The sequence below is a fragment of the Mycobacterium palustre genome (assembly GCF_002101785.1).
Lineage (GTDB): Bacteria > Actinomycetota > Actinomycetes > Mycobacteriales > Mycobacteriaceae > Mycobacterium > Mycobacterium palustre.
This window is the reverse complement of the sequence record NZ_LQPJ01000035.1, coordinates 1-20,763: the sequence shown is the minus strand read 5'-3', so window position 1 is coordinate 20,763 and position 20,763 is coordinate 1. Positions and strand designations below refer to the sequence as shown.

General features: G+C 66.2%; 12 protein-coding genes. All 12 read right to left on the bottom strand.

The features are described from left to right. Positions 1-78 precede the first annotated feature (78 nt). Positions 79-2,217, bottom strand: coding sequence for a PE family protein (locus AWC19_RS03180; RefSeq protein WP_158090824.1), 2,139 nt, complete (start codon positions 2,215-2,217; stop codon positions 79-81). Positions 2,218-2,614: 397 nt separating this feature from the next. Then, positions 2,615-4,399 (bottom strand): PE family protein, encoded by a 1,785-nt coding sequence (locus AWC19_RS03175; protein WP_085076650.1) that lies wholly within the window; start codon positions 4,397-4,399, stop codon positions 2,615-2,617. A gap of 159 nt (positions 4,400-4,558) precedes the next feature. Beyond that, a complete protein-coding gene (locus tag AWC19_RS03170; protein ID WP_085076649.1) occupies positions 4,559-5,647 on the bottom strand; it encodes a hypothetical protein in 1,089 nt (362 codons plus the stop codon). A gap of 345 nt (positions 5,648-5,992) precedes the next feature. Beyond that, on the bottom strand, positions 5,993-7,033 hold the full coding sequence (locus tag AWC19_RS31085) for a PE family protein (RefSeq protein ID WP_085076648.1): 1,041 nt from the start codon (positions 7,031-7,033) through the stop codon (positions 5,993-5,995). Positions 7,034-7,528: 495 nt separating this feature from the next. After that, complete coding sequence (locus tag AWC19_RS03160) at positions 7,529-9,085, bottom strand: PE family protein (protein WP_085076647.1); 1,557 nt, start codon at positions 9,083-9,085, stop codon at positions 7,529-7,531. 504 nt (positions 9,086-9,589) lie between these two features. Further along, positions 9,590-11,275: a PE family protein gene (locus tag AWC19_RS03155; RefSeq protein WP_085076646.1), complete on the bottom strand. Its 1,686-nt coding sequence runs from the start codon at positions 11,273-11,275 to the stop codon at positions 9,590-9,592. A 423-nt stretch (positions 11,276-11,698) separates the two neighbouring features. Next, on the bottom strand, positions 11,699-13,279 hold the full coding sequence (locus AWC19_RS03150; protein WP_085076645.1) for a PE family protein: 1,581 nt from the start codon (positions 13,277-13,279) through the stop codon (positions 11,699-11,701). Between the two features lie 265 nt (positions 13,280-13,544). Then, positions 13,545-14,963: a PE family protein gene (locus AWC19_RS03145; RefSeq protein ID WP_085076644.1), complete on the bottom strand. Its 1,419-nt coding sequence runs from the start codon at positions 14,961-14,963 to the stop codon at positions 13,545-13,547. 160 nt (positions 14,964-15,123) lie between these two features. After that, positions 15,124-17,610 (bottom strand): phenylalanine--tRNA ligase subunit beta, encoded by a 2,487-nt coding sequence (gene pheT, locus AWC19_RS03140; protein ID WP_085076643.1) that lies wholly within the window; start codon positions 17,608-17,610, stop codon positions 15,124-15,126. Beyond that, positions 17,610-18,653 (bottom strand): phenylalanine--tRNA ligase subunit alpha, encoded by a 1,044-nt coding sequence (gene pheS, locus AWC19_RS03135; protein ID WP_085076642.1) that lies wholly within the window; start codon positions 18,651-18,653, stop codon positions 17,610-17,612. Before pheS ends, pheT begins: the two co-directional genes overlap by 1 nt. A 123-nt stretch (positions 18,654-18,776) precedes the next feature. Then, the gene (locus AWC19_RS03130; protein ID WP_085076641.1) at positions 18,777-19,565 is read right to left on the bottom strand and encodes a rhomboid-like protein; all 789 of its coding nucleotides are present in this window, start codon (positions 19,563-19,565) and stop codon (positions 18,777-18,779) included. Positions 19,566-19,615: 50 nt separating this feature from the next. Continuing rightward, on the bottom strand, positions 19,616-20,428 hold the full coding sequence (locus tag AWC19_RS03125; RefSeq protein WP_372508663.1) for an adenylate/guanylate cyclase domain-containing protein: 813 nt from the start codon (positions 20,426-20,428) through the stop codon (positions 19,616-19,618). Positions 20,429-20,763: the final 335 nt, after the last annotated feature.

Below are 20,763 nucleotides of genomic sequence, written 5' to 3'. Positions count from 1 at the left end.
CGACACGCCACACCCCACCCGGGGGTTCTCCTCACATCAAGCCGACACGCCTGCTACCAACGTCCTGGCCGAGTACACCTAGGCCGTGACGCCGATGCCCAGGCTCGCGTTCAGGGCGGCCTGCAGCGAGAGCAGCAGGTTGTTCAGCGCGAGGGAGAACGAGCCACCCAGGGCGCCACCGGCCTGCGCAAGTGCGGCGGCGGCTTCGACAAGACCGTTCGCCAGGCCCTCGGCCAGCCCGACCGCGCCCGGGAAGGCCACGCCGACGCTGGACGAGAAGCCGCCGAAGAGCGCAGATCCGATCTGGGCCGCGGTGTTGCCCCAAATGTTGGCCAACGCCTCGCCCGTGCCGGCCAATCCGGACAGGCCCCCGGCCAGGCTGCCGCCCAGGGTTTCAGCGCTCTGGACCAGTCCTGACAGGCCACCCGTCAAGCCGGCCTCCAGGGCCGTACCGGCGTTTGCCAGGCCCGCACCGAGGCTGGCGGACAGGGCGGCGCTGATCGTCACCCCGAGGTCGGGCAGGTTCAGCGCGGGCAGCGAGGCTACGAGGCTGGCGGCTAGGCTTTCGCCGGTCTGGATGGCACCGTTGAGGGCCGTCTGGAAGCCGGCGGCCAGGTTGCCCAGAGTGGCACCGAAGTTCGCCGCCAGGGTCTCACCGGTCTGGATCAACCCGCTCAGGTTGGCGCCGAGGTTCAGGCTGCCGCTGAGCGCCGCACTCAGGGAGGCATTGAGCCCGTTGAGCGCCGCGGTCAGCGAGCCGCTGAACATACCGCCCAGCCCGTTGAGCGCTGCGGACAGTTCAGCCCCGATCGCTCCCAGGTCGGGCAGGGTGAACGGCGGCAACGCCGGGAACGTGATCGGCGGAATCGATATCGGCGGCAAGCCCGGCAACGCCAACGTCCCGTTGAGCAGCGCGGTCAACCCCGCATTGATGTCAGCACCCAGCGCCCCCAAATTCGGCAACGTCAACGGCGGCAACGTAATCGGCGGGAACGTAATCGGCGGCAGACCCGGCAACGCCAACGTCCCATTCAACAGCGCAGACAAGCTTGCACTGATGTCAGCACCGATCGCCCCCAAATTCGGCAACGTCAACGGCGGCAACGTAATCGGCGGGAACGTAATCGGCGGCAAGCCCGGCAACGCCAACGTCCCATTCAACAGCGCAGACAAGCTTGCACTGATGTCAGCACCGATCGCCCCCAAATTCGGCAACGTCAACGGCGGCAACGTAATCGGCGGGAACGTAATCGGCGGGAACGTAATCGGCGGCAGACCCGGCAACGCCAACGTCCCGTTGAGCAACGCGGTCAACGACGCGTTGATGTTGGCGCCGAAGCCGTTGAGCGCCGCGGACAGCCCCGCGGACAGCGAACCCAAGTTGGGGAGCGTGAGCGCCACACTCGGCAGCGACGCCAAGAAGTTGGCGGCGAGCGCTTCGCCCGTCTGAAGCGCCCCGTTGAGGTTGGCCGCGAAGTCTCCGGCCAGGTTGCCCAAGCCGCTTAGTCCGGCCGAAAGGGAGGTGGCCAGCCCGTTGAGGCTGCCGGCCAGGCTCCCCGACAACGCCGCGCTAATGTTGAGACCGAAGTTGGCGTTCAAAAGAGCCTGAAGCGCAGCGTTGGCCTGTGCGATCAGCGGCCCGGCCATCGCCGATAGGGCCGCACCACTATTTTCGAGCGCCAGCCCGGCCTGCACGATGGCGTTGCCGGTCTGGACCATCCCGCTGCCAATGGTCTGCAGGAAAAGGCCACCGGTCTGGAAGGCGAGTCCGCCCAGCCCAGCGTTAAGAAGGGTTTCCACGGTCCCACCGAGCGCGGCGCCCAGGCTGTTGGTAAGGCTGGCAGAGAGGGACGCGCTAAGCTCCGCGCCCAACCCTGAAAGAGCAGCGCCGATGTCGGCTGCCAGGTTTCCGCTTCCCGAGAGCAGCGCAGCGCTGTTGGCCACCTCGGCCGTGGCATATGCCGCGGCGCCGCCGCTCAAGGCGCTGACGAACGCGTTATGGAACGACGCTACCTCGGCGTTAAGCGCTTGGAACTCTTGGCCGAAGGTGCCAAAAAGCGATGCGATGGCGGTTGAAACCTCGTCCGCTGCCGCTGGCGCCAAGCTCGTCGTCGGGGCGACGACCGCCTGGGCGACCTCGTCAAGTGCAGAGCGGATGCCCGCCAGATCTTGCGCTGCCACCTCGACGATATCGGGAACTGCGACCACAAAAGACATGTTCATCTCCCCACACAAATGAACGGCGTATCCGTTTAAAAGCCCGAAAGTTCGAGGCAAACCTGAGCGTAATCACGCGTCATATCAGCACATTCGAAAACGGGAATTTTCACTGAGTTGGGCGCGTCCTCATGCGTCGCCGCCACCCACACTATGTAAGAAACTGAGCGAGACGAAAATAGGGGTTTGCGATCCGCAAGGTCTCAGATCAGTTGCAGGAGATGCACTTTCGGTTTGTTCTAGGGTAGGTTGGGCGGTTTTGGAGCTGGCCACTGTATTTGGCGTGTGCTGAATATGTATTCTAGCACGCAACTGGTATTAGCGTACCGAAAACGCGAGTATGACAAGGCGCTTCTGGCGGGCTCGGTATTAGGGCCTGCGGCTTTGGGAATTGCGGTTAGAACGTGAGAAGCGGTATCGAGAGCAGTGGCGGCGGTGCAGCGGGCGCCCCGATCGCCTGCGCCAGCTGTTGGGGCGCGTAGTTCACCAGGAAGGGCAGCAGCCCGCTGAAGGGCGTGGTGCCGGCGCCGATGCTCACGTCGGTCGGGGGCAAAACGGTTTCGCCCAATACCGTGAGTGTTGCGGTCACCGGGTAGTACCCCGGAGCATGCAGTATTCCGTCGAGAGGGAAGTTGGCCACCACACTCAGATCCAAAATGTTCCCGACCACAGGCCCGGTGAGGCTAGAAAGGTTCAACGCGTAGGGGAACGTTGCCTGTCCGTTGAGGAAGCCGTTGGCAATGACGGCTGGGGCATCGACGAGGGCAGCGAACGCCGCGGCGCCATCCCCGGCCTGGATCGCGGCGGCGAAGGTGGACGCGCTATACCCGGCGGCCTCCAAGGTGGCGGCCGGCGGCCCCAGCAGGCTGGCGCCGAACACTAGCGGCAGCCCGACGGCGTTGTCCAAAGTCGAGCTCAGGGGGGTCAATGAGTTCACCACCAGCGACGGTGTGACGCTCGTATCGGTAAGCGTATGAACCACGTTGAAGAAGTTCTGCGCCATGTGACCCGGTATGGCCGACACCGGCTGGAAGTCCCCCGTTTGGAGGGCGGTCGCGATGGTCTGGCCGTAGACCATCTGGTTGGCCACGAACTGGCGAAGGAACGGGAACGGGTCCGCCAACCAGCCGCCCACGAGGCTTTGCAGGTTATTCCACGTGTTGTAGACCAGCGCCTGGTAGGGGCCGGCGATCCCGGTGAACAAGGGACCCGACTGGGCTTGAATGTTTACCAAACCCGGAAGCAGCGAATTTACTATGCCGCCCAACGTATTCTCTAGGCCGGTGAGCGCAGTGGGCAAGCCGGGAACGGCGCTTGCCAGAAGCGATCCCAGATTGGTTCCTAGCGAGCTCAAGTTTCCGAGTGAGCCCAGCACACCTCCCAGCGAGCCCAGGCCGCCGAGACCACCAAGCAACCCACTGAGCGGGCTCGTACCACCCGTCAAACCGCCAAGCAACCCACCGAGCAGACCCGTACCACCCGTCAAACCGCCAAGCAGCCCGGATAGCAGACCGGTACCACCCGTCAAACCACCAAGCAACCCACCGAGCGGACCCGTACCACCCGTCAAACCACCAAGCAACCCACCGAGCGGACCCGTACCACCCGTCAAACCACCAAGCAACCCACCGAGCGGACCCGTACCACCCGTCGAACCACCAAGCAGCCCACCGAGGGGGCTGGTGGTGCCGGTGAGCCCGCCGAGCAGGCCGCCGGTGCCCAAAAGCCCTGAGCCGGAGCCGATTCCGAGGAGCGAACTGGTGCCCGTGGTACTGCTGCCGCCGAGCCCGAGGAGCCCCAAGATGCCTCCACTGCTGGCAGCAGCGCCCGGTGCGGCACCCCCACCGCTCAGCAACGCCTGTGCCGGTGCGTTGATGGCATTGGCCACAGCCTGCTCGGCGTTGGCGACCTCGGTGCTGAGGTAGGCGCCGGCGCCCGCGTTCATCAGGCTCACGAACTCGGCATGAAAGGCCTGCGCCTGGGTGCTGAGCGCCTGGAATTGCTGGCCGAAGCCGCCGAACATGGCCGAGATCGCGGCCGACACCTCGTCGGCAGCCGCGGGCGCTAGCCCCGTCGTCGGGCCGAGAACGGACGCGGCCGCCTCGGACAGCGATGCTTGTATATCAGCCAAATCTTGGGCCGCCGCCTCTACCAGCTCCGGCGCTGCGACTACGAATGACATACCCGAACCCCTCGACTCGACTGACGGCGTTTACCCGAATCAACATCAAGTTAGCGTGAGTGTAATAGATGGGCCCCTGCTCCCGGGGAGAATCACCGAGTTTGGGTGGCATAAATCAGGCGTGAGCGTCGCGGTCCGCATCGAGATGGGCGAAGCCGGTTACGCGGGGGTGATTGCTGCGGCGAGCTGTCCAGGCACGTAGTTGAGGAGCTCGTTGACGAGGCCTCCGAAGGGCGTGCCGCCGAGGGGCAGGGTGATGGGAATCGGAATGCCGAGGATGTTCAGGTCTACCGTCGCCGAGATGGCATGCGGCGCAACGAGAATCCCGTCGAAAAGCAAATGCATCGTCATGGGTACGGAGACGGGCCCAACGCTGACCGGCATCGTCAAATCGACAATGGTTTCGCCATTGAGGAAGCCGTTCAGCACGTAGGCGGGCATGTCTGCGAGCGCGCCGAGCGTCGCCACACCGTTGCCGCTCTGCAACGCAGCCCCGAAAACCGTTGCGCCGGTGGCCACTCCGTCCATCGTGGAGAACGGCGGACCGAGGACGGCGAAGGCCAGCGACAAGGGCAAGCCGAAGTTTGCACCAACGTCGAGCGATAAGGGACTCAGGTTGAACGCGATGGTCGTCGAGATGTTCGCGTTCGTCAGCGCGGCGACGGCGTTGGCGTAATTCTGCGCGACCTGCTCGGGGATGGAGCCGGGTGGCAGCAGGTTGGCGGAGTCCTGCGCCTGCTGCGCGGGGATAGAGAAAATGGGAAGCAGGTCGCCGCCCGGGCCCAGCACCTTGATGTCGGACAGGTTGCTGGTGTCGAAGCCGCTGATGAAAAGGCCCAAAAAGCCGTGCGCGATGTCCCGCACGGCACCGTGGTAGTCCCCCGCCGCGATGGCCTCGTTGGCCATCGCGGCGTCGGCCTGGAAGACGGGCAGCGTGGTCTGTAAGTCCGCGCCTGCCTTCTGCAGCGACGTAGTGATCGCCTGGGCGTAACCGATCTGTTGGCTGAGGTACGCCTGCGCCAAGGCGCCCGGGTTGAACATGGCAGCGCCCTGTATCGCGAGTTGGACGTTGGCGGGCACATACGCCAACGTCGTCGGCAACTTCTGCAGCGCGAGCGCGACCCCGGCGCCGAACGTTTGCGCGTAACCCTGCTGGTTGAGAACGACCTGGTGCAAAAACGGGAACGGGTGCGCCGCCCACGCACCGAAGATGGTTTGCAGGTTCGCGTTCGTCTCGGTGAACAGCAATTGCCACGGGTTGCCGGCCGCCGAAGGCGGTCACCCCGGCCTCGAACAGGTTCGGCATCAGGGGGTTCAAGCAGCGGTTCGAGGCCGTGCAGTAGCGGCACGTCGGTGAAGCCCTGCAGTACCGGGGCCAACGCGTTCGCAAGCAGGGGCGGAAGACCGCCGGACAACAGGGTGGACAGGGTGCCGCCCAGGTCGAGGCCGATGCCATTGAACGTCGGGCCCAGCGGGCTGGCGACGAGGATCGGCCTTAGGGCCCCGCCGGTGAAGACAAGCGACGCCACGACGCCGATGATCGGGTTCAGGCCGCTCAGCGCCGGGGGCAGGGCAAAGCCTATGAAGGCCCCGCTAACCACCGAACGCTGAAGCGAGCAGTCGGGGCGTGTATTCCAACAGTGCGGGGATTAGGCCGCCGATGGGTGGTCCGGTGATCGTGACCGGATTGCCGCCCAGCGTCGCCGTCGTGGCAATCGGTTGTAGCGGAACGAGAAGTCCATTAAAGGGAATGCTGGCCGTCAGTCCGGGCACCGGCAGGGCCACCGACAACGTCTGTTTGCCATTGAGGAACGCGTTGGCGACTTTGGCGGGAGCATCGATGATCGCGGTAATCGCAGTGAGCGAATCCCCGGTTCGCACAGCGTTGAAAAATGTTGTGCTGCTTGACGATGCCGCGAGCGCCGCATTGATCGGCGCCCCCAAGGCGTCGATGGCGAGGAGCTGCGGCAGGCCCAACCCAACCGCAAACGACGGCGGATTCACCGAGGTCACCGAAAGCGACGCCGGGACGATCAGATCCTGGAAAAGGTTGGCGTAGCCCTGCGCGAGCCGTCCGGTCGCCGTCAGCACCGGCAGCGGGCTTCCAGTCTGCAGCGCCGTGAGGATCAGCTGGGGGTTGGTTTGCGTGGCGATCGTCTGCAGCAGGGCGGGCGCGGTGACGTTGGTCCACGTCTCGCCGATGCCTTGCAGATTCGCGGCGGTGTCCGTGAAAAGGCTTTGATAGGGGCCGACGACGTCACCGACGGCCACCGCCGCACGGCCAGGGGCGGCGTCATTGACGAACATCGCCCGCACCAGCCCGTTCACCGCGCTCGCCGCGGCCTGCGCGGCGTTGGCGGCCTCGGTGGCAAGATAGGTCCTCGCGCCGCCGTTCAACAAAGTGACGAACTGCTCGTGGAAGGCCTGCGTTTGGGCGCTGAGGGCCTGATACTCCTGACCGAACGCCCCGAACAGTGCCGCGACCGCGGCCGACACCTGGTCTTCGGCGGCGGCCACCACCGCCGTCGTCGGACCGGCGGCGGCCGCGCCCGCCTCGCTCAGCGTTGCCCGGACTCCCGCCAGGTCCTGGGCCGCCGCCTGAACCATGTCGGGTGCCGCGATGACAAATGACATGCCCGAACTCCCGTCGACTCGGCAAGGCGCAGGCCAGTGGTGATCCTGGTGTCGATGAGGTTAATGGGGCAAATGTTCTTGCGGAAGACGTTTATCATTTTGTGACGCGAAATCGGGCGCATGAATGATGAATCGGCAATTCAAAGACCCGACAAGGCGTCCCGCGGCCTTAACGTATTGCGGCGGCAGACATCCGGTTGCGAGCGGACGGCGAGCCCACGCAGAAACTTTCCGCCGACGAGAACCGCCACGGTTCAAACGGCGAGCTAAAGGTTATCGATGCCGCGTTTGGTCGCACGAGCGCAGACCCGTTCAACGGAAGGTCGACGGTCGTCGTAAGGTCGCCGTTCGAATGCCGGGGCAGCGTGGACTTTTTGACCACGAAGCCGTTCCGTGCCGCTCGATGGCGGCCAGGCATTATGACGGAAGCACCGCGTGAGGCCCGCGCGGATGCAAGGGCGGGCGTCCGGCAACCCGACGCCCGCCCTGCGATAGCTAGGCGTTTGGCGTGATCGCCCCTGCCAGTTGCGGCCCGAGACCCAGCAGGCCCGGGATGAGGCCCCCAATCCCGGTGCCACCGAGAAGGGGAAGCGGCGTTGTGTCACCCAGAATGTTGATCAGGAGCGTTGGCAACGCCAGTGGCGTGAGGATGCCGCCAAAGGGAATTTCGACCATTGACGTAAGGCCGCCGCCCAAATCTGCGGGGGGCAGGATCAGCGCCGTGGTGCCGTTAAGGAAGCCGTTTGTAACGACGGCTGGAGCGTCAAGAACAGCGGCGAGCGCACCTGCCGCATTTCCGGTTTGCAACGCGCCGCCCAATGCCACGCCAGTGGAGTTCAGGGCGCTCAACGCGTTGATCGGTCCGCCGAGGCCGTCGAGCACCAACTGAAGTGGCACACCAAAGTTGATGCTCAACGCGTTCAGATCCAGCGTCGTGCCGAAGTTGGTTAACGCCTCGATCAGATTGGTTGCGTTCTGCGACATCATCTGCGGGATAGACCCCGCGGGCAGCAGGTTCGTAAAGTTCTGCGCCATCTGACCAGGAATTGTGAATATCGGTGCCAAATCCCCTAACGGACCTAGCGGCGCGACATCGAAAAGCCCCGCTGGCGTGGTGGTAAGGCTGAAACCAGGCAAGAAGGCGTTTTCTAACGCTTGCCCAAGCGCGTTTCCGGCGCCGACCGGGTCGCCGGCCAAAAGGGCCTGACCAACACTCTGGAGCCCCGACGGCAAGCCGGTGAGTCCCGTCAGTAAGTCGTTTCCGGCGGTCTGTAGCGACGTGACAACCGTTTGGGCATAACCAATCTGGTTGTTGACGAACTGCTGCAACAGGTTGCCGGGGTTGAAGGTGGCAAGACCCTGGATGCCGGTCTGGATGGTCATCGGCAGATTGGCCAACTCGGCCGGCAGATTTTGGATGCCGGAGACGATCGAAGAATTGATCGTCTGCGCGTAGCCGATTTGGTTGTTGACGATCTGGTGCAGGAATGGGAAGGGATTGGCGGTGACGGTGCTTCCGATTGCTTGCAAATTGTTGACCGTGTTCGAGACGAGCGCTTGGTACGGCCCGGCCACGGTGGCACCGAAGGCATTCAGGCTGTTAACCACAGCGGGTGCCCCGCTCGCCTGGAGCACCCCAGCCGCGATCGGAGAATTCTCGATGGCGGTCGAAATGGCTTGCGTGCCGGTCTGAACCGCCCCGCCCAGGCCGCCGCCGAGGTTTTGGCCGATGCTGCCGACGATCCCACCGCCCAGCGCGGCCTGTGCCGCGTTGGCGGCCTCGGCGCTCGTGTAGGCGCCCGCGCCGGCGTTCATCAACGACACGAACTGCTCGTGGAAGGCCTGCGCCTGGGCGCTGAGCGCCTGAAACTCGTGGCCGAAGTTGCCGAACATCGACGCGATCGCGACCGATACCTCGTCCTGAGCCGCCGCCGCGATCCCAGTCGTGGGGCTGGCCGCGGTCGCGGCCGCCTCGGCCAGCGACGAACGAATGCCGGCCAGATTCTGGGCCGCGCTTTCGACCAGGTCCGGCGTGGCGATCACAAACGACATACGAGTCCTCTCCTTGGCTCACAAACGCAATGACCAGTGATCATACGCCATTCAACATGAGCCTGATGGATCCCAGTACGACGATGTGCGGGGGTCCCCCGAGCTCACGTTCTTCGGTGGTTACCCCCCAGTAACCAAGACGAAGGTGAGCGTAACCAGCGCCGATGCCGCAGAAGAAATACAACGAGCGTTTTCACAGGATTCGCTACGGTTCCGGCAAACACCGCGACCGACGCCGACATGCAAAGGAAGGGACGCCGGTCGATACCGACGCCCCATCCCCTTTAGAAGTAGTGCCCAACTCGATAGTGGCGATGTCCGCCGCCAGCTGAGCGGGGCAGCCCAGCCGCTCGGACAAAGACCGCCGATCGAATGTCGCCCGACAGCTTGAGGCTGCCTAGGGTCTCACGACAAGGGCAACCGATACCACGGATGACCGAGCGGCCGAGGATCGCGCGCAGCCAGCGGGTGTGGCCAAGCCGTCCTTCAGTCCATATTCGACGCCTAGAGCGGCAAGGTCGGAGCCGGCAGGGCAATCGCCTGCGCCAGCTCAGCCCCGATGTTCAGCATTCCCGGGATCAGGCCACCAAACCCGGTGCCACCCGCAAGTGTTAATTGAAATGCCTGCCCGTCGGATACAAGAAACAGCGGCGGCAAAGAGAGCGGAGTAAGGAGACCGCCGAAGGGGATTTCCACAAGCGAGAAAATGTCGGGCGCCCCAAGACCGGCCAGGCTGACCAACGGCAAAGACAACAAAGTCGTCCCGTTGAGGAACCCGTTCGCCACGACGGCCGGCGCACCGAGGCCCGCGGCAACCGCCGCTCCCACATTTCCGGCCTGCAGGGCGGTCTCAACCGCCACGGCGCTGGAGTTAAGTGCGCTCAGTGCGTTGATCGGCGCACCGATCCCGTCGAAAATGGCCTCCAGCGGCAAGCCGAACGTAAGGGTGCCGTTGATAATGTCGAGCGTGTTCGCGGTGCTCGTGAGCGTCTGAACCAAATCGGTGAAGTTCTGCGCGACCATTCGCGGGATCGACGGGGGCAGCAGGTTGGTGAAGTTCTGCGCCATCTGTCCCGGGATCGAGAGAATGGGTAACAGGTCTCCGAGGGGGCCTGTCGGTGTAATCGTGGCAATTCCTGTCGCTGGGTTGGCCACGTTAAATCCAGGCAAGGCAACACTTTCGAAGCCTTGGCCCAGCAGATTCGCCGCAAGGACCGGGTCACCCGCCACCAGGGCCTGACCGGCGGCTTGGAAGCTCGCCGGCAAGCCGAGCAACCCGTTCGCGAAATCTTGCGGTACAGCCACCAATCCGGTGGCGATCGTTTGTGCATAGCCAATCTGTTGGTTGACGAACTGCTGCACGTAAAACGCGGGGTTGAAAGACAACAGCTGCTGGAAGCCGGCTTGGATGGTCGCCGGCAAATTGGCGAGCTCCGCAGGCAAGTTCTGGATGCCGGCTCCGATAGCCGTGGCGATCGTCTCTCCGTAGAAGATCTGGTTGTTGACGAGCTGATGCAAGATCGGGAACGGATTGCCTACCAGGGTGTTTCCGATCGATTGCAGATTGTTGAACGTGTTGACGGCAAGCGCTTGATACGGGGCGGCGACCGCGTTGGCGAAGGCGTTCGCACTGGTGATCAGCCCCGGCGCGCCGCCCGCCTGAAGTGCCCCGACGCCCGCTTCAAAGCCGCTAACCGCCTTCGAAATAGCTTGCCCGCCAGTCTGAATCGCGCCCGACAATGCGGCGGGCGCACCGACGATGGCCGACGAAACAGCGTCGATGTTGGCCTGAATCTGACCAGACACCGCGGCGCCGAGCCCGCCGCCGCCCTCGAGAGCGCTCAAGGTGCTGTTGACGCTGCCAACGATGCCGCCGTCGAATCCGCCGCCTAGCAGGCCTTCCGCGGCGTTGGCGGCCTCCGCACCCGCGTAGGCGCCCGCGCCGGCATTCATCAGTTGAACGAACTGCTGATGGAACGCCTGCGCCTGCGCGCTGAGTGCCTGAAAATTCTTGCCGTAGCTGCCGAACATGGAAGCGATCGCGAGCGATACCTCGTCCTGGGCCGCCGACGCGATCCCGGTCGTGGGCGCGGCCGCCGTCGTTGCGGCCTCGGCCAGCGACGAACGAATGCCTGCCAAGTCCGCGGCCGCGCTCTCGACCAGATCTGGCATTGCGATCAGAAACGACATAGCGAACCTCTCCTCGGGCACCCGACGGTGACCGGTGGTCACCGAAATTGACGTGAGCGTAAAAGGGCCCCGCGCAATCGCGCGAGGCCCCCCGGACTCTCTTCTGCAGGCGGTTACCGAACGGTAAGCTTACCCGGCGGTAACCACGACTGACGTTAGTTGAATACGCCGTCGTTTCGCAAGGCTTACGACATCAAATGTTTTCGCACCGCCCCTCGCGTCTGAGTCCCTCCCGGCGCGGCGGGCCCAAACGCGCAGCTCAAAGTGGTCCCGCTGCTGACTTCGGCCCCGGCCACTCCCGAAACGGCGCCACCATCGGCTTGATCGGCGCCCCCCGCCGTCGAGAACCCGGCGCGCACGAGGCGTTAGCGATAACCATGCGCGTGCCGGATTCGACCCGTCGGCCAAAGTCACCTGGCTTGACTAGAACGCGAGCAAGGGAAGGGTCGGAGCGGGGAGCGCCATCGCCTGCGCCAGTTCCGACTCGCAACTGAGCAGTCCGGGAATCAGTCCGCCGAACCCGGTGCCGCCCAGTGTCGGCCTCAAAATGACACCATCTGCCAGAAGAAAGACTGAGGGCCGAGAGAGCGGAGTGAGAATTCCGCCGAAAGGAATTTCGACGAGTGCAAAACCATTAAGCCCCACTGGGTTCAAATCGACCAATGGCAGTGACAGTAGGGTTGTGCCGTTGAGAAAACCGTTCGCAATGGCAGCCGGCGCGCCAAGACCCGCGGCGACTGCGGCGCCCACATTGCCGGATTGCAGGGCGGCCGCAACCGCCACGGCGCTGGAGTTGAGCGCGCTCAATGCGTTGATCGGAGCCCCGATGCTGTCGAAAATGACCTGCAGCGGCAAGCCAAACGTCAATGAGGCTTCGTTGAACAAACTCAGGGTATTCGTGGTGCTCGTCAATGCCTGAATCACGTTGGTCATGTTCTGCGCGACCAGGCGCGGGATGGATGGCGGAAGTAGATCAGTGAAGTTTTGCGCCATCTGCCCAGGTATGCCGAGAATGGGCAACAGGTCTCCCAGCGCGCCCGCCGGCGCGATCGAAAGAATTCCCGGCGACGGGTTGGCGACGGTGAACCCGGGCAGGAAAACGCTCTCGACCCCGCGTCCAAGCTGGTTCGCCGCGCCAACTGGGTCACCCGCTAGTAGAGCCTGGCCGGCAGCTTGAAAGCTCGCTGGTAAGCCGAGCAGGCCTTTGACGAGGTCCTGCGGTGTAGCCGCTAACCCAGTGATGACGGTCTGGCCGTAGCCGATCTGTTGATTGAGAAACTGCGTCGCGTAAAACGCGGGGTTGAAGGTCGACAGCTGCTGGAAGCCGGCTTGGATGGTCGCCGGTAAATTGGCCAACTCGGCCGGAAGGGTTTGAACGCCGGTTCCGATGGCCGAAGCGATCGTCTCGCCGTAGTAGATCTGATTGTTGACGAACTGGTGCGCGATTGGGAACGGGTTGTTGACCAGCGTGGTCCCGATGGCCTGCAAGTTATTGAACGTATTGGCGACGAGTGCTTGATACGGCGCGGCAACGCTGGTGCCGAAGATCTCGGAGCTGTTGATCAGTCCGGGCAAACCCCCAGCCTGGAGCACCCCAATCTGGGTTTCAAAGCCGTTGACGGCCTTCGAAATCGCTTGCTCGCCAGTCTGAATGACGCTTGCCGTTGCGCCACCAAACCTCTGTCCGTTCAGGATGCCGCCACCAAGCATGACCTGCTCGACATTGGCCGCCTCCGCGCTCAGATAAGCGCCCGCACCGGAGTTCAACAACTCGACGAACTGGCCGTGAAACGCCTGCGCCTCGGCGCTGAGGGCCTGAAATTCCTGGCCGAGATTGCCAAACATCGACGCGATCGCAACCGATACCTCGTCCTGTGCCGCGGGCGCGATTGCGCTGGTGGGGCCCACCGTGGTCGCGATGGCCTCCTGCAGCGACGAACGAATTTCCGCCAACTGTTGGGCCGCGCCCGCTACCACCTCGGGTACCGCGATGACGAACGACATACCAATCCCTCCGCTAAGGTCGGCCGCCAACTCCCTCTTGATAGACGTGAGATAAATATGGATTATCTGACCTGACGGTAAGGTCAAGTTACCAACGGGTATACGCAGGAAATTCACAGGAATGGCCCGGGCTACCACCCCGGACGGCGACCGGTCATCACCCAATTGAGTGGCCTGACAAGGCCTTTCACGGGCGCGAGACCACAGCTCACAAGGCCGGATCCAGGGGACGCCGGACTGCGCCGGCGGCCAGATGTTTAGGTGGCTACGCGATCGGCGGTGCGCCGATCGCCTGCGCCAGCTGCTCGGGCAGGAAGACCAACAGGCCGGGCAGGATCCCGCCGAAAGTGGTGCCCGTAAGCGGCAGTGATCCCGGCCCGAGCGCCGGGATGCTGAGCGACGCGAACTGCGGGGGCGTGAGAATTCCGCCGACCGGGATGGCGGTGATGGTCTCGATCCCGCCGGGGCCGCCGAGCAATGCCGGAAGGGACAGCGTGGCCTGGCCGTTGAGGAACCCATTGGCGATGACGGCGGGGGCATCGATCACCGCCGCGAGCGCGCCGAGCCCATCTCCGGTTTGCACGGCGCCGACAAACGTAGCCGCGCTGGACCCGGCCGCCTGGAGCGTCGCGACTGGCGGACCGAGCGCGTCAAGCGCGAGGACGAGGGGCAGCCCGATGTGAAGATCGCCGGTGTTGAGGTCCAACGTTTGCGACAGGTCGGTCACCGTCGTGAACAGGTTCGTCGCGTTCTGCGCCACCATCGCGGGCACGGAGCCGGCGGGGAGCAAATCGGTGAGGTTTTGGGCCATCTGGCCGGGGATGCCGAGTATTGGCAACAGATCCCCCAGCGCGCCGCCCGGGGTGATGTTGAGGAGCCCGCTGACGGGATCTTGGATCACGTTGAGGTTGGTGAACACCGGGGCCAAGAAGGCGCCGCCGACTTGGAGCAGCCCGCCGGTGACGTCGCCGCTCATCACGGTCTGCAAACCGGTCTGAAGGTTTGCCGGAAACGCGGTCAGGCCGGCCATGACATCGACGCCGGCGTTGTGCACCGACGCGGTGACCAACTGCGCGTAGCCGATTTGGTTGTTCACGAATTGCTGCGCGGCGGGTAAGACGCCCTGCACGGCCGCCGGCAGGCTGGCCAACTCTGCGGGCAGGTTCTGAAGCGCGCTCGGTAAGCCGGTGACGATGGCCTGGCCGTAGGCCAGCTGGTTGGTGACGAACTGGTGGAGTAGCGGAGCGGGCTGTGCCGTAATGGCTGCGCCGAGGCTTTCCACGTTGGCGACGGTGTTGGAGATCAACATCTGGTACGGCGCCGCGACGGTGGCCCCGAACCCGCTGACGCCGTCGAGCACCGCGGCGGGTGCGCCTCCGGCGTCCAGCAGCGTCTGCTCGACGTTGGCGGCCTCGGCGGTCAGGTAGGCGCCCACCCCCGCGCTCATCAGCCCGACGAATCGCTCGTGAAAAGCCTGCGCTTGGGCGGTCAGGGTTTGGAACTGCTGACCGAAGTCGCCGAACATCGAGGCCAGCGCAATCGATACCTCGTCCTGTGCCGCGGCCGCGATACCGGTCGTGGGCCCGGTCGCCGTTGCGGCGGCCTCGGCCACCGCCCTACGAATGCCCGCCAGATCCCCGGCCGCTCCCTCGATCAACTCCGGCGTCACGCTCACGAACGACATCTCCGACTCCTGACTCTTCGCGTCGATGGCCAGTTCTTACTTACAAGTAAGATTTTTTCGGCGCGGCCGACGAAGACCATCGGTCAGAGCGCGTAGAAAACCACGCGCGGGGGTCGTAGATCGGGCCCAACGACGCCGCGTTGGCACCGCATCAGGGCTTCTAGGCGCGCAGTTCGGCGCCGACGGTCTCCGCGGCGTGTCGCACCGCGGCGTCTCGAGCGGCGCTGGCGTCGTCTTCGGTGAGCGTGCGATCCGGCGCACGGAAGCGCAGGGCGAACGTCAGCGATTTGCGGTGCTCGCCGATCTGGGGACCCGTGAACACGTCGAAGAGTTGGAGGTCTTCCAACAACTCGCCGGCCCCCTCACGCACGGCGTCCGCGACCGCCTGCGCGGGAACGTGCGCGGGCACCACCAGGCTGACGTCCTGAAACACCGCCGGGAACGGCGACACCCTCGGGGTCGGCAGCATTTCGACGATGGGGATCGCGTCGAGGTTCAACTCCATGGCGCAGGTGCCCTTGGGCAGGCCGGAGCGCTCGATCACGGCGGGATGCAGCTGCCCCGCGTGACCGACACAGGTCTCCCCCACCAGCACTTCGGCGCAGCGACCCGGATGCCACGGCAGCTGTTGGGTGGCCCGCAGACGTACGTCGATCCCGCTGGCGCGCGCGACGATTCGCACCGCCTCGAACGCGTCGGCGGCCTCGACATGGCGGCCGGGGCCCCAGGGCCCCCGCGGTTCGCGCAGCCCGGTCAGCACCGCGGCGACGTGCTGCGGCTGGCGCGGCAGGGACGCGTCCAGGATGGCGATCTCGGCGTCGGTGGGCCGGCGGTGGACCGGGACGAGCTCGACGCCGCGCGTGGATTCGGTCGGCTGCACCACCTGCGCCAGCGCGTACAGCGCGGCATCGACCAACCCCCGGGAGACGTTGCGCGACAAGGCTTCCAGCAGCGCGGGCAGCAGCGTGGTCGCCAGCTCGGGGCGGTCGGCCTCGAGTGGGTTGAGCACGTGCGTCGTCGTGCGCCGCGGGTCGTCCGCGGGAAGCCCCCACAGGTCGAAAACACCGGCGGGCAAGAACGGGGTCGGAAGTATTTCAACGTAGCCGGCCAGGGCCAGCGACTTGCCGATCGCGCGGCGCCGCCTCTGCACCGCGGTAAGCCCGCGGCCCGCCGGGGCCGAGGGCAGCACCGACGGGATGACCTCCAACCCCTCGAGCCGCATGACCTCCTCGACCAGGTCGGCCGGCTGCAGCAGGTCCGGGCGCCAGCTCGGTGGCGTCACGGTCAGCGCGTCACCGTCTTCGACCACCGTGGCGCCGATTTGGCGCAGGCGCCGCACGGTCGCGCCGGGCGGATACGCCACCCCGGCGAACCGGTCCGGCAGGTCGGCGGCGATCCGGATCGGCGGAAGCAACCAGTCATCGACCGGGGGGTCCCCGCGCCAATCGGTCAGCGTCGGCGACACCGCTCCCCCGGCGATCTCGGCCAGCAGCGCGGCGCAGCGGTCGAGCGCGGCCACGGAGATGGCCGGATCGACCGCACGCTCGTAACGCCGCGCGGCCTCGCTGGGCAGGTGCAACCTGCGCTGGGTGCGCGACACCCCGGCCGGGTCCCACACCGCCGCCTCCAGCAGCACGTCGGTGGAATCGTCGCGCACCTCGGTGCTGGCCGCCCCCATGACGCCGGCGATCGCCGCGGTCGCCACGTCGTCGACGATGAGGACGTCGGCCGGATCGAGCCGGCGCTCGACGTCGTCGAGCGTGACGACGGTCTCCCCGGGCCGGGCGAACCGGACACCGAAGCCCCCGGTGATGCGGTTGCGGTCGTGGGCGTGCATCGGGTGGCCGAGTTCGATCATCACGTAGTTGGTGACGTCCACCGCCGGGTAAGTCGCGCGGATGCCGGACAGCAACAGCCTGCGCTGCAGCCACCACGGCGACACAGCGGCGGGGTCGATCCCGGTGACCGGCCGCAGCGCGAAACGGCGCACCCCCGTCTCGGCCTGCACGGTCAGCGGCCAGGCCTCCCCTTCGGCCGGCAGCGGCTTCACCTCCGCCGGGTCTACGAAGTTCAGGTCGTAAGCGCAGGCGATCTCCCGCGCCAGGCCGCGCACCGACATGCCGTAGCCGCGGTCCGGGGTGATCGCGAGGTGAAAGACCACGTCGTCGAGCCCCAGCACCTTTGCGGCGTCGGCGCCGGGCGCGGCGGTATCGGGCGGCAGCACCAGGATCCCGGAATGGTCTGCGCCCAAGCCGAGCTCGGCGGCCGAGCAGATCATCCCGTCGGAGTTACGGCCGTAGGTCTTGCGGGCCGTGATCGCGAATCCCCCCGGCAGCGTGGTGCCCGGCAGGGCGACCACCACGAGGTCGCCGACCGCAAAGTTCGTTGCCCCGCATACGATTCCGCGCGGCTCGCCCTCCCCTACGTCGACCAGGCAGGCCCGGATCGGCTTCTTGAAGCCGGTGAGCTCTTCGATGGCGGTGACCAAGCCAACGGTCAGCGGGCCGTCGACCGGGCCGAGCGTGATGACCTCTTCGACCTCGTGGCCGATGCGCACCAGCGTCTGCTCAAGCTCGGCGGGATCGACGTCCCATTCCGGGGCGCCCGCGCGCACGACCTCGCGCAGCCAGCTGTAGGGAAGCCGCATCAGGCACCGACCCCGAAGGGCAGCGAAAACCGGATGTCGCCCTCGACCATGTCGCGCATGTCGGGGATCCCGTTGCGGAACTGCAGGGTGCGCTCCAGGCCCATGCCGAACGCGAAGCCGGAGTAGACATCGGGGTCGATTCCGGCCGCCCGCAACACGTTGGGGTGCACCATTCCGCAGCCGCCCCACTCGACCCAGTCGGCGCCGCCCTTCTTGTTCGGGAACCACACGTCGACCTCGGCGGACGGTTCGGTGAACGGGAAGAAGTGCGGCCGGATGCGGGTGCGCGCGGTAGGTCCAAACTCGGCCCGAGCGAACGCGTCCAGCGTTCCCCGCAGGTGCGCCATCGTCAGACCGCGATCCACCGCCAGCCCCTCGACCTGGTGGAACACCGGGGTGTGGGTGGCGTCGAGTTCGTCGGTGCGGAAGGTGCGCCCGATCGAGATGATGTAGACGGGCAGGTCGCGCTCCAGCAGGGTGCGCACCTGCACCGGCGAGGTGTGGGTGCGCAACAGCTGGCGGGAATCTTCCGGCGCGATATAGAAGGTGTCCTGCTCGCTGCGGGCGGGGTGGTCGGCGGGGAAGTTCAGCGCGTCGAAGTTGAACTGCTCCGTTTCGACCTCGGGCCCCTCGGCCAGCTCCCATCCCATCGCGACGAAGGTGTCGGCGATGTGTTCGGCCAGGATCGTGATCGGGTGCCGGGCGCCGGGGGGCTGCCGCGTTGAGGGCAGCGTGACGTCGATGGCCTCGGCGACCAGGACCGCGGCGTCGCGCTCGGCGCGCAGCGTCGCAAGCCGTTCGTCGTAGTCGCGTTGGGCCTCGCCGCGGGCGGCGTTTACCCGCTTTCCGGCGTCGGCGCGCTGTTCCTTGGGCACGGCGCCCAGCGCTTGTCGCGCCAACGCCAGCGGCGAGCGGTCACCGAGATGCGCGGTCTTGGCCCGCGCCAAAGCGTCCAGGTCGTCGGCGCGGGCGAAGGCCTCCCGGGCGGAGCTGACCGCCTCGGCCAACGCTTCCGGCGACAGGTCGACGGGTTGATCGCCCACGCGGCGGCACTCTCCTTGCTGACGAGGCTGTTGGAAGGGCTGAAGTCGCTCAGCGCAAGTGCCGATCATAGGGGATTCGGTGCACGGCGCTCGGCGCGTGCTGGGCGGACGGCCGGGTGGTGGCTAGCCGGTCACCGCGGGTTGCGGGACGGTCAGCGCGCCGCGCCCGGCGCCCAGTTGGACGATCTTGTGGGCCGCCAGCGCGCCGAGCGCACCGAACACCGGCGCGGCGGCCATCGTCCCCCAGTGGTGCGCCAGCACCAGGAAGCCGAACCCCGAGGACGCGACCAGCATCAGCAACCGCACCGGGGTCCAGTGGACCGGCTGCCGGAAGCGGGCCGACACGAGCACGCCCAGGACCACCGCCACGGTGTGACCCGCGTCGGTGAAATCGCCGCCGATGATCGCCGCGGCCAGCCCCGCGGCCACCCACCAGCCGACCCAGGCCGCCCGCCAGCGCGCCGGGATCACCGCCGTCATCGCCCCGAGCACGGCTAGGGCGCCATAGCTCATCCCGACGTCGCTGGCGCGGGTGACCGACAACGGCAGCCAGCCGAGCTCGACGGCCGCCGCGAGGGCGGCGGCCACCAGCAGCGTGGCGCCGATGTGGCCGACGACGAACGCCACCACCAGCCGGATGGTGCGCAGATGTAGCTCCGCCAGCGCGAGCAGGCAGGTCAGAAACGGCAACCAGAAGTACAGCGGACCCGCGTCGACGACCAGCGCGCTGCCCAGCAGGGTGCCGATGTGGCCGTGCGCCAGGTTGTGCAGGTTGGTGCTGGCGCGCTCAACGAGCACGTCGTGCGCGTGGGGGCCGAGCGCCAAGATGGCGCAGCTGATGGCGAACAGAATCGCCACGTACCCCACGGTGAACCGGACCCGGGCGAGCCGGGCGAAGATGCCCCCAATCATTGGGGTCCATTATGTCGGCTAATTTGTATCTGAAGTGTGATCGGACGCTGTCAACTCCCTAAGAGTTCCAAGCGATAGATCGCCAGGTCCGACGGCACACCCGAGGTTTTGGCCGCAAACACCGGTTTACGTGCGCGTTTGGCGGCGACGCCCAAAGCGTCCAGCTCGCGTTGCGGAATGAGATCCAGTGACGAACTCGACACCATGATGCCGCCCTTGGTGGCGCGTTCCATGACGCGGGCGGCGACGTTGACGTCCACGCCCAGCCAGTCGGCGGCCATCCGCTGCGGCCGGCCGGTGTGGATGCCGACCCGCATTCGCGGCGTATAGCCCGCCACCTCGACCTCTTTCAGCTCCGCCGTGGCGGGCAGCACCGCGCGCAGGGCGACGGTCGGTTCGCGGAACACGGCCATCAGCCCGTCGCCCATGCGTTTGACGATCTGGCCGCCGGCGTCGAGGAGCGGCGGCTCGACGGCCCGCGCCACCTGCCGCAGCAGCGTCAGGGCCGCGTCGTCGCCGGCGCGCAGCGACCACGTCGAGAAACCGACCAGGTCGGTGAAGACGATCGTGACCTCAGGGTTCGCCGGCCGCCGCGAGACGGTCTCGGTGAGCGCCTGCCAAACCTGCAGCACGCCCAGGCTGAGTTCACGGGAGGCGGCTTCGCGATCCCCGAGGAGCCGGTCGGCGGCCCGGGCCGCGGCGCGCGGGCCGCCCTCGCCCGCGGTGGAGAGCGGGTCCCCGAATTCGGGATCGCCGGGCAGCAGCCGCCGCGCCTGCCGGATGAATCCCACTACGCCGGGGTGGTGATTGGTGGCATGCAGCAAGCTGGCCGGCGACCGCCTCCTCTCGGCGGCCGGCGCCACGGTGGTGACTGCCTCTTCGGATTCGCCGGACTCAATATCTCGACGTCCAACATCCACATCGCCAAGGGTAGGCGGTGCCGACGGACGCGGGCCGCCCGGTCGCCGGCGACCCGGCCGTCAGGCGCCCGGGCACCTCACAAGCCTGCCAATCACACGGGCGCGGCGGCGCTGTCGAGACTCGGTAACACCGCGGCGCGGCACATCGCCAAATCGTAGACAACATACGTTGTCAAAGTTATCGTGGGCGAAGGTAGGTGCGCAGGAGGCTCCCTAATGCGTTTGTCAAGCCGCGTTGGTGCTGCCGGCCGGGTTGTAGGGCTGTCGGGTGCGCAACA

Coding starts and splice junctions, on each gene's coding strand:
- AWC19_RS03175 (WP_085076650.1), bottom strand. CDS start 4,399: ATGTCATTCGTAGTCGCAGCGCCGGAGCTGGTAGAGGCGGCGGCCCAA.
- pheT (WP_085076643.1), bottom strand. CDS start 17,610: ATGCGGCTTCCCTACAGCTGGCTGCGCGAGGTCGTGCGCGCGGGCGCC.
- AWC19_RS03150 (WP_085076645.1), bottom strand. CDS start 13,279: ATGTCGTTCGTCATCGCGGTACCCGAGGTGGTAGCGGGCGCGGCCCAA.
- AWC19_RS03180 (WP_158090824.1), bottom strand. CDS start 2,217: ATGTCTTTTGTGGTCGCAGTTCCCGATATCGTCGAGGTGGCAGCGCAA.
- AWC19_RS03160 (WP_085076647.1), bottom strand. CDS start 9,085: ATGTCGTTTGTGATCGCCACGCCGGACCTGGTCGAAAGCGCGGCCCAG.
- AWC19_RS03155 (WP_085076646.1), bottom strand. CDS start 11,275: ATGTCGTTTCTGATCGCAATGCCAGATCTGGTCGAGAGCGCGGCCGCG.
- AWC19_RS31085 (WP_085076648.1), bottom strand. CDS start 7,033: ATGTCATTTGTCATCGCGGCACCCGACATGGTTCAGGCGGCGGCCCAG.
- AWC19_RS03145 (WP_085076644.1), bottom strand. CDS start 14,963: ATGTCGTTCGTGAGCGTGACGCCGGAGTTGATCGAGGGAGCGGCCGGG.
- AWC19_RS03130 (WP_085076641.1), bottom strand. CDS start 19,565: ATGATTGGGGGCATCTTCGCCCGGCTCGCCCGGGTCCGGTTCACCGTG.